Source organism: Streptomyces sp. NBC_00775 (assembly GCF_036347135.1).
Classification (GTDB): Bacteria; Actinomycetota; Actinomycetes; order Streptomycetales; family Streptomycetaceae; genus Streptomyces; species Streptomyces lutosisoli.
In genome coordinates, this window is the sequence record NZ_CP108938.1 from 7,951,200 (window position 1) to 7,966,277 (window position 15,078).

Consider the following 15,078-nt stretch of genomic DNA (forward strand, 5'->3'; position numbering starts at 1 on the left):
GTCAGCCTCCCTGGACGGCGGTGAGGACTTCGACGCGGTCTCCCTCGGAGAGGGCGGTGGACGACCACTGCCCGCGCGGGACGACGGTTTCGTTGAGCGCGGCGGCCACGCCGGACGGTGCGACGGTGAGGGCCGCGACGAGCGAGTCGAGAGCGGTCCCCGCGGCGATCCGCTGCCGTTCTCCATTGACGAAGATGTTCATGCGGGCTGCTCCGTGAGGGCGGCGGCGCTGAAACGCCGGGGGGTGAAGGGGCGGGCCTCGTCGGGGAGTTCACCGGTGGTCAGGGCGTGGGCCATCGCGTCACCGGTGACGGGCGTGAGCAGGACGCCGTTGCGGTAGTGCCCGGTGGCCAGCAGCAGGCCGTCGAGTTCGGTCGGACCGAGCAGCGGCGCGTTGTCGGGCGAACCCGGGCGCAGTCCCGCGCGGGTCTCCGTGAGCGGCAGTTCGGTGATCCCGGGAACCAGCTCATGGGCGTCGCGCAGCAGCTCGTACACGCCGCCCGCGGTCACCGTCGTGTCCCAGCCCAGCTCCTCGCTGGTGGCGCCGACGACGAGCTCGCCGTTCTCGCGCGGCACCAGGTAGACCTGGCTGCCGCGCACCACGGCCCGCACGGTGCGGCTCAGGAAAGGCGCGTACCGCTTCGGCACGGTCAGCCGCAGCACCTGCCCCTTCACGGGGCGCACGGGCGGCAGGACGTTGTCGGGAACGCCCGCCAGACGCCCGCTGAGGCTGCCCCCGGCGAGCACCACCTGGCCGGCGGCGAGCTCGGTGCCGGCCGTGGTGACGACTCCGGTGGCCCGGTCCCCCGCGACGGTCAGCCGCTCGGCCCACGTCCGGTGGAACACCACTCCGGCCCGCTCGCACGCGGTGACCAGGGCCCCCGCGAGCCGGCGCGGATCGACCTGGTGGTCGCCGTCGACCCGCAGACCGCCGCGTACCCCGGGTGCCAGCATCGGCTCCAGACGGCGGCACTCGCGCCCGCTGAGCCACTCGGAGTCGAGCCCCGACTGGCGTTGCAGGGCGTGCAGTTCCCGCAGATGGGCGCGGTCGTCGGCGTCCAGCGCGACGGCCAGCGTGCCGCACTGGCGGTAGCCGAGGTCCTGGCCGGTCACCTCGGTGAGCTCGGCGGCGAACTCCGGATAGCGGCGCGCGGAGGCGAGATTGAGACCCAGCAGGGTCTGCTCGCCATAGTGCAGTTCGGTGACGGCGGCGAGCATTCCGGCGGCCACCTGGGCCGCTCCGCCGCCGGGCTCGGGATCCACGAGGGCGGTCGTGAACCCGCGCTGCGCGGCCCGCCAGGCCGTCACGAGCCCGATGATTCCGCCCCCGATGACGAGGACGTCTGACGTACGTGTAGGCGACATGGGCGTCCAGCCCCTCCCTTCGCCGGCATGACCCGGATCAGGTTCGTACGGTCGGAGGCCGTCCCAGCCTCCCTCTCAGCCCAGTACGTCCGGGCTCCCGCGAGTGCTTTACGGTGGCCACCCTAGCCCGCCGCCACCTGTCTCAGTAAGGGAGCCTCCGCCCATGGCGCGTTCGCTCGACGGCCTCGTTCTCGCCCCTGTCGCCGACCAGGCGCCCGGGCAGGTGGGCACCCGTACCCGCTTCACGTACCACGAGAAGGACGGCGAGATCTGGGCCGAATACGCGGGCGGCGATGTCATAAGAGGCCACCTTCTGGGTACCCGTCGGGACGACCGGCTCGACTTCCGGTACGTACAGCTCAAGCACGACGGCAGCACCTCGGCGGGGCACTGCGTGTCCCTCGTGGTCGAGCTGCCCGACGGGCGCGTACGCCTGGAGGAGACCTGGGAATGGGAGTCGCGGACGGGCAGCGGGACGAGCATCGTGGAAGAGATCGGCGGACAGTTCGGCGAGGATTGTGGAACAGGTCACTGAACGCGTCCGCTGACTGACGAATTGTCAGTTGTCTATGGTGATCAGGTGAGCGAGCAGACGCAGGCACAGTCGCAGGGGCGTACGGCACGGCGAGTCGTCGTCGTGGGCGCGGGCATGGCCGGTGTGCAGACCGCGGTCGCCCTGCGCGAACAGGGTTTCAAGGGCAGCGTGACGCTGATCGGCGCGGAGCCCCATCAGCCGTACGACCGGCCGCCGCTGTCCAAGGCCGTGCTGCTCGGAAAGGCCGAGGGCTCCGCCTTCGACGTCGACTTCGAGGCACTGGACATCGATCTGCAGCTCGGGCGCGAGGCGCTCGGCGTACGGCCGCTCGACCATGAGCTGGACACCGCCACCGGGCCCGAGCCGTACGACGTCCTGGTCATCGCCACCGGCGCGGAGCCGATTCAGCTGCCGGGCGCGGAGGGCGTGCCCGGGGTCCATCTGCTGCGCACCCTGGACGACGCCGAGCGACTGCGTCCCGTCCTCGCCCAGCAGCACGACATCGTGGTCGTCGGGGCGGGCTGGATCGGCGCCGAGTTCGCCACGGCGGCGCGCGAGGCGGGGTGCGCGGTGACCGTCGTCGAGGCCGCCGACCGGCCGCTCGCCGGGGCACTGCCCGCCGAGGTGGCCGCGCCGATGGCGTCCTGGTACGCGGACAGCGGGGCCTCGTTGCGTACGCACGCGCGCGTGGAGCGCATCGAGCCGGGTGCCGTGGTCCTCGACGACGGCTCCCGGGTGCCCGCGGACGCGGTCGTCGTCGGCATCGGGGCCCGCCCCGCGACGGCCTGGCTCGCCGGCTCCGGGATCGCACTCGGCGCCCACCACGAGATCGTGGCCGACGACCACCTGCGCACCTCCGTACCGGACGTCTACGCGGTCGGCGACTGTGCCTCCTTCCCTTCGGGAAGGTATGAGGACCGCCTCCTCGTCCACCACTGGGACAACGCTCTCCAGGGCCCGCGTACGGTCGCCGCGAACATCATCGGCGAGGCCCCGGCGGCGTACGACCCGGTCCCGTACTTCTGGTCCGAGCAGTTCGGCCGCTTCGTCCAGTACGTCGGCCATCATGCCCCGGCCGATGCCATGGTGTGGCGCGGCGACCCCGCGGGCGCCTCCTGGTCGGTCTGCTGGCTCCACGAGAACCGCCTGGTCGCTCTGCTGGCCGTGGGCCGCCCGAGGGACCTGGCCCAGGCGCGCAGACTCATCGAGGCGGGCACTCCGATGGATCCGGAAGTACTGGCGGATCCGTCGAGGCCTCTGAAGGCGGCCACGGCCTAATCCGTTACCCCAGGTCGGACGCCCTTGGCTTCCGACTGTCAGTCCGGGATGGCAGGCTTGTCCCGTGACCGAGATTGACGCAAAGATTGATGCTCTCGTCCCCGCCTGGCTCACCCTCCCCGACATCGCCGAAATGTTCGACGTCGAGGTGACTCGTGTGCGGCAGCATGTCAAGGAAGGCCTGCTGATCGCCGTACGACGTGGTGAGAACAGGGCGCTGCACGTGCCCGCCGCCTTCATCGACGGTGACGCCGAGCAGGGATACCGGATCGTCAAGGGCCTGTCCGGGACCCTGACGCTCCTGCGGGACGACGGCTTCTCCGACGAAGAGATGCTTGAGTGGCTCTTCACCCCCGACCCGACCCTGCCCGGCACCCCCGCGCAGGCTCTGAGCGAGAATCGCGGCACGGAGGTGAAGCGCCGCGCCCAGGCGCTCGCCGTCTGACCTGAACAGACCGTCCGGCGTACGGACCACGGCGGGTCGGGGCCACCCCGGCCGCCGTGGTCCGTACGCACCGACAACGGGGGATACACGCATGCCCGAGAACGCTGCCGACACCGCGCGCGCCCAGCTCGCCGACGCCCGCGTCTATCTCTGCACGGACGCCCGCAAGCGCCAGGGCGACCTCGCCGGGTTCCTCGACGCGGTCCTGGCGGGCGGCGTGGACATCGTGCAGCTGCGCGACAAGGGCATGGAGGCGGCCGAGGAGCTGGAGCACCTCCAGGTCTTCGCGGACGCCTGCGCACGCCACGGCAAGCTCCTCGCGGTCAACGACCGGGCGGACGTGGCCCATGCCATCGGCGCGGACGTCCTGCACCTGGGCCAGGGCGACCTCCCGGTCCCCGCGGCCCGCGCCGTCCTCGGTGACGACGTCCTGATAGGCCGCTCCACCCACGCCGAGTCCGAGGTCGCGGCCGCCGCCGTCCAGGAGGGCGTGGACTACTTCTGCACCGGCCCCTGCTGGCCCACCCCCACCAAGCCCGGCCGCCACGCACCCGGCCTCGACCTGGTCCGCTACACGGCCTCGCTGGGCAGCGACCGCCCCTGGTTCGCCATCGGCGGCATCGACCTCGGCAACCTCGACGAGGTCCTGGAGGCGGGCGCCCGCCGTGTCGTCGTCGTACGGGCGATCACCGAGGCGGACGATCCGGGAGCGGCGGCGGGAGAGTTCGCGAAGCGGCTGCGTCACGCGTAGTCACCGGTTGACTGTTTCAGACGACTGTTCCAGCCGGTTGTCCGATTAGTTGTCCGACAGATGTCCGAGGGGTGGACAAGAAGTCGGCAAATCGGACAATTCACCTCGGTTCGGTTGGGGGACCGGCGACCCCTGGCTAACCTGCCGGTATGGCCCTCGGATCTGCTTCCACCAGGACTGATCGCGCACGCACCGTGCGCGACATGCTCGCGACCGGCAAGACGACCTACTCGTTCGAGTTCTCCGCGCCGAAGACCCCCAAGGGCGAGCGGAACCTGTGGAACGCCCTCCGCCGGGTCGAGGCCGTCGCGCCCGACTTCGTCTCCGTGACCTACGGTGCCGGCGGCTCCACCCGCGCCGGCACGGTCAAGGAGACCGAGCAGATCGTCGCCGACACGACGCTCACCCCGGTGGCCCACCTCACCGCGGTCAACCACTCCATCGCGGAACTGCGCAACATCATCGGCCAGTACGCGGACGCCGGAATCCGCAACATCCTCGCGGTCCGTGGCGACCCGCCCGGCGACCCCATGGGCGAATGGGTGCCGCACCCGCAGGGTCTGACATACGCGGCCGAACTCGTTCAGCTCATCAAGGAGTCCGGCGATTTCTGCGTCGGCGTCGCGGCCTTCCCGGAGATGCACCCGCGCTCCGCGGAATGGGACCTGGACGTCGCGCACTTCGTCGACAAATGCCGCGCCGGCGCCGACTACGCGATCACGCAGATGTTCTTCCAGCCGGACTCGTATCTGCGCCTGCGCGACCGTGTCGCGGCGGCCGGCTGCGAGACCCCGGTCATCCCGGAGGTCATGCCGGTGACGAGCGTGAAGATGCTGGAGCGGCTTCCGAAGCTCAGCAACGCCTCGTTCCCGGACGCCCTGAAAGAGCGGATCCTCACAGCCAAAGACGATGCGGCGGCTGTACGCTCCATTGGCATTGAGTTCGCGACGGAGTTCTGCGCGAGGCTGCTGGCCGAGGGAGTCCCCGGACTGCACTTCATTACGCTCAACAACTCCACGGCGACGCTGGAAATCTACGAGAATCTGGGCCTGCACCACCCACAGCAGGCCTAGACCGGCCGCACCCGCGTACGACAGACTGCGTAGCGGCCACTGGGAGAGGGGCGTACATGGGCTGGACGGTCCTCTATATCGCGTTCGGCATTGTCGCGCTGTGGCTGCTCGGCGAGGTACTGCTGCAGTACAAGGCGCGACTGCGCTACCGGCTGCTCGCCTTCGTCGGCTTCGTCGGCGTGGTCCTCGGTGTGCTGATGCCCTCCGTGGTCGTCATCGGCCTGGGCGCGGCCGCCTTCGCGGTCGGCCAGACATACGTCACCCTGTCGTTCCGCCGCGGCTTCGCCGAGGGCTGGGCCCTCAACGGCCGGTCCGCGTCCGGTAAGCCCGCCAAGCCCAGCAAGCGCCGCCGCGGCGAGCCGGAGCACCAGGACCCGACGCTGGAGGTCTCCGACCTCGAAGCGACCGACGGCGCGGCCTATGCCCAGGACGACGAATACGCCGGCGAGGACGATGTCTTCACGCCCGCGCAGTCGGACCGGTTCATGCCCCCGGGCTCCGGCGAGCCCGCGGCCGCCGAGACCACCGCCGTGTACGAGCCGCAGCCCCTGCCCGAGGACACCGGTTCGTACGGCATCTACAGCGACAACGCGTACGCGGCGGCCGGCGACCAGTCCTACGCCGGCGCCGCCCAGTCCCAGGACCAGCAGGCCTACGCGGCAGCCGCCCAGTCCCAGGACCAGCAGGCCTACGCGTACGACGGCTACTCCGGGTACGACCAGCAGCAGTACGGCTACGACAACGGCCAGCAGCAGTACGCCGCCTACTCCGACCCGTACACCGGCACGCAGACGTATACCGGTGCCTCGTACGACACGACGTACGGCGGCGAGCAGCAGCAGTACATGCAGCAGCAGGGCTACGGCCAGGACCAGTACGCCACCGGCACCACCTACGGCGGCGAGACCCCGGCCGGCGGCGTCTGGGTGCCGCAGCAGCGCACCGACGAGTACGGCGGCGAACTCCCGCCCGAGCAGCCGTATCCGTACCAGGGCAACGGCAACGGCAACGGCAACGGCACCGGGTACGACGAGCAGTACCGCTACTGAAGGCCGCCCCCCAGCAGCCTTCAGTCCACCGGCGTGCTCACTGCGAGCCCCGGAACTCCGGCCCCTCCACGATCAGTCCGGCCACCAGGGCGCCCGACATTCCCGCGTGCGCAAGTCCGCCGCCGGGGTGGGCCCAGCCGCCCGCGGCGAACAGCCCCGGCACACGGGTGCCGTTCGACGGGTGCAGCAGTCGGCCGTCCGCGGCGGCGAGCGCCGGGGCCGGGACCGCGCCGCCGTCCGCGCCCGTCGCCTCCGCGATGTCGGCCGGGGTGCGGACCTCGTGCCACACAAGGCGGTCACGGAGGCCGGGCAGAGCGTGCTCGGCGACGCCGAGGACCCGGTCCACGTCCGACTCGGACACCTTCAGGCCCGACGGCACCGTGACGGTCAGCGTGACCGCCTCGTGCTCCGGGTCCGGCACCAGCGCCGTGTCATCGGGGCGCGACACCGTGACAGTGGGCGCGGCAGGGAGTCCCGGGTGCTCACCGAAGAGCCGGCCCAACTCCTCCTCGCGGTCGGCCGCATGCACCACCGTCCGATGCGCCACCCCCTCGGGCCGCCCACCGCGCAGTGCCAGCAGCACGGTCAGCCGGCTCGGCGCCCCGTGCTGCGGCGAGACCTCGCCATCGCCCCGTATCGCCGTCCCGGCGACGAGTCTGTCCAGCATGCCGGGCGCGACACCCGCGACCACGAAGTCCGCGTCCGCGACCGTGCCGTCGGTAAGCTCCACGCCCGCCGCCCGGCCGTCCTTCTCGACGATCCGCTCGACGGAGGCTCCGAAGCGGAACTCCACCCTGCGGGCCACGCACCGCTCGTACACCGCGCGCGCCAACTCCCGTATGCCTCCGCGCACATACCAGGTGCCGAAGGCGTGCTCCATGTAGGGGAGCACGGCGGCGCTGGCCGGGGCGACGCGCGGGTCGAGCCCGTACGCGAGGGCCTGGCTCTCCAGGAGGGCCGTGAGGCGCGGATCGCGCAGCTCCCAGGCGGCGACCTCGGCGAGGGTGGTGGCCCGGCGGGTGCGCAGCAGCTTCTTGTGCGGCACCGACGGGTAGGGCTCACGATCGGCGAGCACCGACCAGTTGGGCCACAGCGGCTCCTCCAGGAGCGGCCTGCGGGTGCGGTCCCATGCCTCGCGGGCCCGGACCAGGAAGTCGCCCCAGCGGTCGCCCGCGCCCGACCCGAGCGCCTCGTCCAGCGCGGTGACGACGCCCGCGCGCGAGGCGTTCGGCAGGGAGACCTCCGTGCCGTCGGCGAAGAGGTGCCGTGACGACGGGTCCACCTGGACCAGCTCGACGCACTCCTCCAGCGGCTGCTTGCCCGTCTTGACGAACAGGTCGCGGTAGACCGCGGGCAGCGGGAGCAGCCCCGGGCCCGTGTCGAAGGCGAAGCCGTCGCGCTCGAAGCGGCGCACCGCACCGCCGTACGTCTCCGCTCGCTCGTACACCACCACCCGGTGGCCCGCGACGGCCAGCCGGGCGGCGGTCGCCATCGCGCCCATCCCGGCGCCGATCACCGCAATGCGTCCCATGCCAGCGACTTTATCGGCCACCACTGACAGCCCGGTCCGCGGCGGTCAGTCGGGCGGCTGCTCCACCCGTTCCGCCAGCCGTCTCTCCTCCCGGCGTTGTGCCCTGCGACGCAGAAAGCGCCGGATCCGCGAGACGAGGAAGAAGAGCACCACCAGCCCGGCGAGCAGGAGAACGCCCGCGATGATCGCCGCGGCCTCCGGATGGAACATCGCGAAGGTGAGGATCCCTGCGACCCCGAGATCCTCGGCGGTGCTCATGAAGATGTTGCTGAACGGCTCCGGCGAGGTGTTGATCGCCATCCGCGTCCCGGCCTTGACCGTGTGGCTCGCCAGCGCCGTCGAACCGCCGATCGCGCCCGCCGCCAGATCCGAGAGCGAACCGCTCTGCCCGGCGAGCAGCGCCCCGACCCACGCGCCCGCCGCCGGACGGATCACGGTGTGCACCGAGTCCCACACCGAGTCCACGTACGGGATCTTGTCGGCGACCGCCTCACAGAGGAAGAGGACGCCCGCTGTGACCAGGATCTCAGGGCGCTGGAGGGACTCCGGGACGTCGTCGCTCAGGCCGGTCGCGCCGAAGACGCCGAGGAGCAGCACCACCGCGTACGCGTTGATGCCGCTGGCCCAGCCGCTGGTGAAGACCAGGGGGAGTACGGACACGGACGCGATCGTAACCAGTCGGCAACGGTGCGTCCTGGGCATGAGTGCGCAGGTCTGAGTACGCGTACCTAGGGAGTGAGATGAGTACGCGCGCGGATGGGCCCGACCTGCGCGAACGGGAGAGTGGAGGCACGGAAAGGGGCGCGGCTCCGGTACCGCCGACACGGGGCGGCGGAACGGATCTCGCGCCCTTGGCCGCTCCTTCCGCCGACGTGGTCGGCGGGAGCGAGGCACGGGGGAACCCGGGGGACGACCGAACGGGGGCCCAACGGGGGAACACGGGGAGTACGGGGGAGCACGGCGAAGCGCCGGTTCGAGTGGCCCGCGGGGGACGCGGCCACATCGGACCGGCGCTTTCGTGTGTGCCGGGCGGCCTCAGGGCCCGGTGGGGCCACCGGCCACCGGCTACCGGCTGCCGCTCACGCGCCCCTGGAGCAGCCGGGACAGCGCCGCGTGGACGTCGTCCAGCGAGCGCTCCGGCTGGAAGGCCTGCCAGTCCAGGGCGGCCACCAGGACCATGCCGACCAGTGCGGCCGCCGTCAGCGGGATGTCGATCTCGTCGCTGAGCTCGCCGTTCGCCACACCGTCGCGCAGGACGCCCTCGACGACCGCGACGGCTTCCTGCCGGACGACCATCAGCGTGGACTGCCAGGCCCGGTTGGTGCGCCACAGTTCGGCCACGTACAGCTGGGTGAAGGCCGGGTAGCGGTCGATGAAGACGAGTCCGGCCCGGATCATCGCGTCCAGCGCGTCGACCTTGCTGCCGCCGTCCCGCGCGGTCTTCTCGGCCGCCTCCCGGAGGGAGGCGGTGAGGAGTCCCACGCCGTGTCGCAACAGCTCTTCGAAGAGGACCGATTTGCTTGCGAAGTTGTAGTAGACCGTGCCTTTCGCGACCCCGGCGCGCTCGGCGATCTCGTCCACCGTGGTGGCGGAGAAACCCTGTTCGGCGATCAGAGTGACGGCCGCCTCGTAGAGCTTCTGCCGGGTCGCCTCGCGCCGGCCGCCGCCGCCCGCCGTGGTGCTGCTGCTTTCCATGGCCCCGATTGTCACAGGAGCGGTTGTGCGCGTGCTCACAGGCTCAGCTCCGGGTGCAGCCGGTCGAGGGTCCACACCTGCTTGCGGCGCGCCGACAGGGCGGTGAACGCGAGGGCGCCCGCCGTGAAGGCCACCAGGACGGCGCAGGCCTGCCAGACCGGGCCCAGGCCGCCGCCCGTGATGAGCCTCCTGAGGGCCTCGACGACGTAACTCATCGGCAAGAAGGGGTGGATCGCGTTGAAGAAGCCCGGACTGGTCTGGACGGGGTACGTGCCGCCCGCCGACGTCAGCTGGAGCATCAGGAAGGCGAGGACGAGGATCCGGCCCGCCGCTCCGAAGCGCGCGTTCAGCCACTGCACGATCGCCGCGAAGCACGCAGTCACCAGGAACAGGAAGCCCACCGTCCCGGCCGCCCGCACCATCTCCAGGCCGATCGCCCAGTGCAGCACGGACATCAGGGCCGCCGTCTGCAGCACGCCCACGGCGGCCACCGGCAGCCAGCCCGCGAGGGCGATGCGCCACGCCGAGGCGCCCGCCGCGAGCGCGCGCCGGTTGAGCGGCTGGATCAGCATGTACGCCACCATCGCGCCCACCCACAGGGACAGCGGGATGAAGTACGGGGCGAACCCGGTGCCGTAGTTGGGCGCCTTGTGCAGGTCCTTGGAGGCCAGCTGCACGGGGTCGGACATGACCTGGGTGCGCTGGTCGCGGGTCGTCCTGTCGTAGTCGGGGATCTGGTCGGCGCCGTCGTGCAGTCCGCCGGCGAGCTTCCCGGAACCGCCGACGAGCTTGTAGAGGCCGCCGTCGAGGGCTTTCGCGCCCGTCTTGAGCTTGCCCACGCCCGTGTCGAGGTCCGCCGCCCCGGTCTTGGCCGTGCCGAGCCCGGTGTGCAACCGCTTGGTCCCCTTGGCGACCTTCTCCGCGCCCGCGTTCAGCTTGTTGATCTTGGAGACCGCGTCGTCGAGGTCCTCGGAGAGGTGCGGCGAGCGGTCGGCCAGTGCCTGCGCCTGCTTCTGGAGCGTGGCCAGGTTCTTGTCGAGCTTGTCGAGGTCGCCACCCTGGTCGTCGATCAGCGTGTTCACGTCGTCGGCGACCTTGGCCACGTCCGCGGCCGCTTCCTTGGCCTTCTTCAGGTCGGGACAGGCGGCGTCGGGGACCGGCAGGGTCTCGCAGCGCGCCCTGTAGACGGCGTTCAGCGCGGTGGAGGCCGTGTGGGCGCCCTTGGCCGCGGCCGGAGCCGTCTCCACCAGGGTGTCGAGGTTGTGGCGGATCCCCGCGGCGGAGTCGGCGACGAGCTGGGCCGTGTCGCCGATCGACTTCTCGTTGTCCTTCAGGAAGGGGCCCACCTCGTCCGCGACCCCGTTGACCTTGTCGGCCAGCGACTGCGTGCCGTCCGCGACCTGCCGAGAACCGTCCTGCAGGTCACCCGCGCCCTTGTTGAGCTTCTTCAGGCCCCCGGAGAGCTTCCCGCTGCCCTTCTTGGCCTCCTTCAGGCCGTCCGCGAGATCCTTGGAGCCCTTCTTCGCCTTGCCGATCCCGCCCTTGAGCTTGTCGGCCCCCTCGGCGGCCTTCTCGGTCGCCCCGTGGATGTCCGAGAACGAGATGAAGATCTTGTCGAGGAACGACCGCGACGCCTTCGTGGAAGCGGCTGTCCGCACCTCGCTGAACACCGTCCGCGAGATCTGCCCGACGATGTAGTTGTTCGCGTCGTTCGTACGCACCTGGAGCGCGCCCGTCTCCGGCGCGTCCCCGGAGCTGGAGGCGATCCTCTCGCTGAAGTCGCCCGGCATGGTCAGCGACAGGTAGTACGTGCCGTCCTCGACGCCCTGGCGCGCCTCGGCGGCACTCACCTCGTGCCACTCGAAGGTGTCGCTGTCGCGCAGCCCCTTGGTGATGTCGTCGCCCGCCGTGACCTTCCTGCCCGCGGCCACAGCGCCCTTGTCGTCGTTCACCAGCGCCACGGGGATGCGGTCGAGACGGCCGTACGGGTCCCAGAACGACCACAAGTAGAGGGCGCCGTACAGCAGGGGCAGCAGCAGGAGGGCGGCCAGCGCGGCACGCGGGAGCTTGCCCCTGCCGAAGCGCCTGAGCTCAAGCGCGGCCAGTCTGGGCGAGCGCATCGGCCGTCTCCTTACCTTGGGCGGATTTGGTGGATTCGCCGGATTGGGCGGACTGGGTGGACTGGGTGGACGCGACGGTGGCGCCCTCGGGGGCCTCGCTGCACACCGCCACCACCGTGGTGCCGGACTCGGTGAGCGACTTCAACAGGGCCCAGACTTCGGCCCGTTCGGCGTCCGACAGCTTGAGGTCGGTGTCGTCGACGCCAAGGAGACGCGGACGGCCGATGAGCGCCAGCGCCACGGACAGCCGCAGCGCTTCCAGCCGCTCCAGATCGCGTACGGCGGTCCGGGAACCCTTGGGCAGGGACTCCCGGTCGAGCCCCGCGGCGGCCAGCGCGGTGTCGATCCGCAGCTTCGCCTCGCCGGCCCGCTCCGCCCTGGGCCGCAGCAGCCCCCGCAGGGAGCCGCCGAACCGCCGCTGCAACAGCGCCCGTTCGCTCAGATGCTCCCCGACGGTCAGGGCCGGGTCGAGGTCGGTGACGCCGGGCACGTGCGCGAGCGCGCTCACGCGACGCACCGCGGCCATCTGCTTCGGCAGCTTCGACGGGCCCACGACGGCCGTCCCCTCGGTGGGCTTCATCCGGCCCGTGAGCGCGAGCAGCAGACATGTACGGCCGGATCCGGAGGGCCCCTCGATCGCGATCAACGAGCCGGGCTCCGCGTCGACGCGGACCCCCCGGAACGCCCAGCCGCGGGGTCCCCTGAGCCCGAAGTCCTCGGCCGTGACGCCCAGTCCGTGCGGACTGTCCACAGCTTCCCCATCCCCTGGAACTACTTTTTGAACTGACTGGTCAGTGCAAAAACTATCCCGAACCTTCGATCGAAGCAAAAGGCCAGGTCAGAACGGATTGTCAGTGGCATACCTCACGATGGGCACATACGGCCACAGTGCCGTCACACAGACGACAGGAGGTTCGTCATGGCCAGCTCTTCCGCAGCCGCCGCCCACCGGCGCCGCGCCACCGGCCCTGCCCCCTCACTGACCGGCCCGGCGAGCGATGTGCACCCCGTGCTGCGCCGGGCCACGGCCCCGCCCGCCGCCCTCGATCTGCTCGCCCAGGCCCGCGCCGGACTCGAAGAGGCGACGGCCCTGGAAACGCCCAACGAGCGGTACGCGACGGCCCACTTGGCCGCCCTGCGCACCGCCGCCGCCGTCCTCGCCGCCCGGGGCCGCCCGGAGACCACGCCCCGCCGCAGGGCCCGTATCCGCAGCGCCTGGGAAGTGCTCCCCGAAATCGCGCCCGAACTCACCGAGTGGAGCGCCCTGTTCGCCTCCGGCGCCACCCGTCGCGCCCGCGCCGAGGCGGGCATCCAGGGCGCGGCCCGCAGCCGCGACGCCGACGACCTGATACGCGACGTGGCGATGTTCCTGCGCCTCGTCGAACGCATGCTGGTGCTGCAACCCGTGCTTCCCCAGCCCCGACAGGAGGGAGACCGCGAGATCCCGGATGCGGGCTGACCGGCACCGCGGCCGGGAAACGGCCGTACGGACCCTCGCCCGTTCATCACGCGATCCGCCGCGTGAGACGGAGGATCGGCAACGACGGCGGAGGCAATAGGGTGGAGGCGCCTGCAGCCTCCTCACCGGGAGGCCACAAAGATCGCTCCGCCCTGCAAGAGGCGGTGCCGCGCCGAGGAGTCAACTGCCGTGTCGGACCCGATGCGCCCCCGCGCTTCTCTCCGTACCGCCGTGGTCTGGGAGGTCCTGAAGGACGCCCTGGACCGCCGGGTCAAGGCCACCGGGCGGGAGTCCCTCGACGTACTCGACACCGGAGGCGGCAGCGGCAACTTCGCCGTGCCCGTGGCCCGCCTCGGCCACCGTGTCACCGTCGTCGACCCCAGCCCGAACGCGCTGTTCGCGCTGGAGCGCCGCGCCGCCGAGGCCGGCGTCGCCGACCGTGTGCAGGGCGTCCAGGGCGATGCGCACGGCCTCTTCGACGTGGTCGAGCGCGGTGGCTATGACGCGGTGCTGTGCCACGGCGTCCTGGAGTACGTGGACGACCCGGCCGAGGGCGTGCGCAACGTGGTGGACGCGCTGCGCCCCGAGGGTGTCCTCAGCCTGCTCGCCGCAGGCCTGGGCGGAGCCGTGCTGGCCCGCGCCCTCGCCGGGCACTTCAAGGAGGCCAGGCAGGCGCTCGATGACCCGGACGGACGCTGGGGCGAGGGTGATCCCGTACCGCACCGCTTCACCGCCGGACAGCTCACCGCCCTCGTCGAGGGCGCGGGCCTGCGCGTCGGCGCCGTGCACGGCGTGCGAGTCTTCGCGGACCTGGTGCCGGGAGTCCTCGTGGACACCGAGCCCGGGGCCCTGGAGGCACTGCTGAAGCTGGAGGCGGCGGCGGCCGAGCTCGCCGCGTTCCACTCCGTGGCGACCCAGCTCCATGTGCTCGGTGAGGCGCAGGGGGCGGCCGAGGACTGAGTAGCCTCCGGCGCCCGAGCGCCCCGGAGGCGAACGCGGCCAAAGAGGGGCGCACCGCTGATCAGGGGCTTGGCGGCAGATGGAGTACGCCACAGACCGTCCGATCGGGTGCTCGGCGCCGTATGATCGAGGGAGACCGTCCGGCATGACGGACCGTTCGCTGGGGAATGGACGCCTCAGTGGATCGGGGCGCCATGGCGGGTTCCGGTTGGCGAATTGGCGTAGAGGGGCGGGTTTCACGGGGGCGATTCCCTGCCTATCCTGAAGGGGACCCCCGGTCGCCCCGGCGACTGCACGATGAGGAGGACTCCGTGCCGCTCTCGGAGCACGAGCAGCGAATGCTCGAGCAGATGGAGCGAGCGCTGTACGCCGAAGATCCCAAGTTCGCGACAGCGCTTGAGGGAAGCGGGCTGCGTACGTACACCCGGCGACGGGTCTACCAGGCGGTCGCGGGCTTCCTGGTGGGTATCGCGCTCCTCATGGCCGGAATGGTCGCAGTACAGATCTGGCTCAGCGTGGTGGGCTTCCTCGTCATGCTGGGCTGCGCGGTACTTGCCGTCACCGGTTGGCGCAAGGCTCCCAAACCGGGTGAACAACCGGCAGCGCCCGGCACACCCGCCACTCGCCGTCAGGGTCGGCAGCGCCGTTCCCTGATGCACCGCATCGAAGAACGCTGGCAGCGCCGCCGCGACGAACAGGGCCACTAGTCCTCCGGGCGCCGCGGCCGAAGAAACGCACGTGAGGGGGTGTCCACCCAGGTGGTGGACACCCCCTCACGCACGCCCCTGAACCTGCCCAGGAGTCCCGGCACGGCGGC

General features: G+C 71.4%; 16 protein-coding genes and 1 riboswitch. Of the genes, 9 read left to right on the plus strand and 7 right to left on the minus strand.

What is annotated here, in order from left to right; translation table 11 throughout:
• Nucleotide 1: 1 nt before the first annotated feature.
• Both thiS and thiO read right to left on the minus strand, forming a co-directional pair.
• Complete coding sequence (thiS, locus tag OIC96_RS35310; RefSeq protein ID WP_327428069.1) at nucleotides 2-202, minus strand: sulfur carrier protein ThiS; 201 nt, start codon at nucleotides 200-202, stop codon at nucleotides 2-4.
• On the minus strand, nucleotides 199-1,365 hold the full coding sequence (thiO, locus tag OIC96_RS35315) for a glycine oxidase ThiO (RefSeq protein ID WP_330303947.1): 1,167 nt from the start codon (nucleotides 1,363-1,365) through the stop codon (nucleotides 199-201). The genes thiS and thiO overlap by 4 nt, the downstream gene beginning before the upstream one ends.
• Nucleotides 1,363-1,476, minus strand: a riboswitch (TPP riboswitch). (Overlaps the previous gene by 3 nt.)
• 52 nt (nucleotides 1,477-1,528) lie before the next feature.
• Here thiO and OIC96_RS35320 point away from each other — a divergent pair.
• The 6 genes from OIC96_RS35320 (at nucleotide 1,529) to OIC96_RS35345 (ending at nucleotide 6,496) form a co-directional block, all read left to right on the plus strand.
• A complete protein-coding gene (locus OIC96_RS35320; protein ID WP_330303946.1) occupies nucleotides 1,529-1,900 on the plus strand; it encodes a hypothetical protein in 372 nt (123 codons plus the stop codon).
• Nucleotides 1,901-1,945: 45 nt separating this feature from the next.
• Nucleotides 1,946-3,178, plus strand: coding sequence for an NAD(P)/FAD-dependent oxidoreductase (locus OIC96_RS35325; protein WP_330303945.1), 1,233 nt, complete (start codon nucleotides 1,946-1,948; stop codon nucleotides 3,176-3,178).
• A gap of 64 nt (nucleotides 3,179-3,242) precedes the next feature.
• Nucleotides 3,243-3,623 carry an Rv2175c family DNA-binding protein gene (locus OIC96_RS35330; RefSeq protein WP_327428066.1) on the plus strand — a complete coding sequence of 127 codons (381 nt, stop codon included), beginning with the start codon at nucleotides 3,243-3,245 and terminating at the stop codon, nucleotides 3,621-3,623.
• A gap of 91 nt (nucleotides 3,624-3,714) precedes the next feature.
• A complete protein-coding gene (gene thiE, locus OIC96_RS35335) occupies nucleotides 3,715-4,374 on the plus strand; it encodes a thiamine phosphate synthase (protein ID WP_330303944.1) in 660 nt (219 codons plus the stop codon).
• A gap of 149 nt (nucleotides 4,375-4,523) precedes the next feature.
• The gene (metF, locus tag OIC96_RS35340) at nucleotides 4,524-5,447 is read left to right on the plus strand and encodes a methylenetetrahydrofolate reductase [NAD(P)H] (protein WP_330303943.1); all 924 of its coding nucleotides are present in this window, start codon (nucleotides 4,524-4,526) and stop codon (nucleotides 5,445-5,447) included.
• 56 nt (nucleotides 5,448-5,503) lie between these two features.
• Entirely contained in the window at nucleotides 5,504-6,496 is a 993-nt protein-coding gene (locus tag OIC96_RS35345) for an SCO2102 family sporulation regulator (protein ID WP_330303942.1), read from the plus strand.
• Between the two features lie 37 nt (nucleotides 6,497-6,533).
• On the opposite strand, the gene OIC96_RS35350 is transcribed toward OIC96_RS35345, so the two are convergent.
• The 5 genes from OIC96_RS35350 to OIC96_RS35370 form a co-directional block, all read right to left on the minus strand.
• A complete protein-coding gene (locus OIC96_RS35350) occupies nucleotides 6,534-8,027 on the minus strand; it encodes a phytoene desaturase family protein (protein WP_330303941.1) in 1,494 nt (497 codons plus the stop codon).
• Nucleotides 8,028-8,072: 45 nt separating this feature from the next.
• Nucleotides 8,073-8,687 (minus strand): DUF4126 domain-containing protein, encoded by a 615-nt coding sequence (locus tag OIC96_RS35355; protein ID WP_330303940.1) that lies wholly within the window; start codon nucleotides 8,685-8,687, stop codon nucleotides 8,073-8,075.
• A 405-nt stretch (nucleotides 8,688-9,092) separates the two neighbouring features.
• A complete protein-coding gene (locus tag OIC96_RS35360) occupies nucleotides 9,093-9,722 on the minus strand; it encodes a TetR/AcrR family transcriptional regulator (protein WP_327428060.1) in 630 nt (209 codons plus the stop codon).
• Between the two features lie 35 nt (nucleotides 9,723-9,757).
• A complete protein-coding gene (locus tag OIC96_RS35365) occupies nucleotides 9,758-11,842 on the minus strand; it encodes a YhgE/Pip domain-containing protein (RefSeq protein ID WP_330303939.1) in 2,085 nt (694 codons plus the stop codon).
• Nucleotides 11,814-12,593: an ATP-binding cassette domain-containing protein gene (locus tag OIC96_RS35370; RefSeq protein ID WP_330303938.1), complete on the minus strand. Its 780-nt coding sequence runs from the start codon at nucleotides 12,591-12,593 to the stop codon at nucleotides 11,814-11,816. Before OIC96_RS35370 ends, OIC96_RS35365 begins: the two co-directional genes overlap by 29 nt.
• 168 nt (nucleotides 12,594-12,761) lie before the next feature.
• Between OIC96_RS35370 and OIC96_RS35375 the strand changes: the two genes are divergently transcribed.
• The 3 genes from OIC96_RS35375 to OIC96_RS35385 all read left to right on the plus strand — a co-directional run bounded on the left by OIC96_RS35375 (nucleotide 12,762) and on the right by OIC96_RS35385 (nucleotide 14,968).
• Complete coding sequence (locus OIC96_RS35375; protein WP_327428057.1) at nucleotides 12,762-13,301, plus strand: SAV_6107 family HEPN domain-containing protein; 540 nt, start codon at nucleotides 12,762-12,764, stop codon at nucleotides 13,299-13,301.
• A 189-nt stretch (nucleotides 13,302-13,490) separates the two neighbouring features.
• Entirely contained in the window at nucleotides 13,491-14,261 is a 771-nt protein-coding gene (locus OIC96_RS35380; RefSeq protein WP_330303937.1) for a methyltransferase, read from the plus strand.
• A 311-nt stretch (nucleotides 14,262-14,572) separates the two neighbouring features.
• The gene (locus OIC96_RS35385) at nucleotides 14,573-14,968 is read left to right on the plus strand and encodes a DUF3040 domain-containing protein (protein ID WP_330303936.1); all 396 of its coding nucleotides are present in this window, start codon (nucleotides 14,573-14,575) and stop codon (nucleotides 14,966-14,968) included.
• Nucleotides 14,969-15,078: the final 110 nt, after the last annotated feature.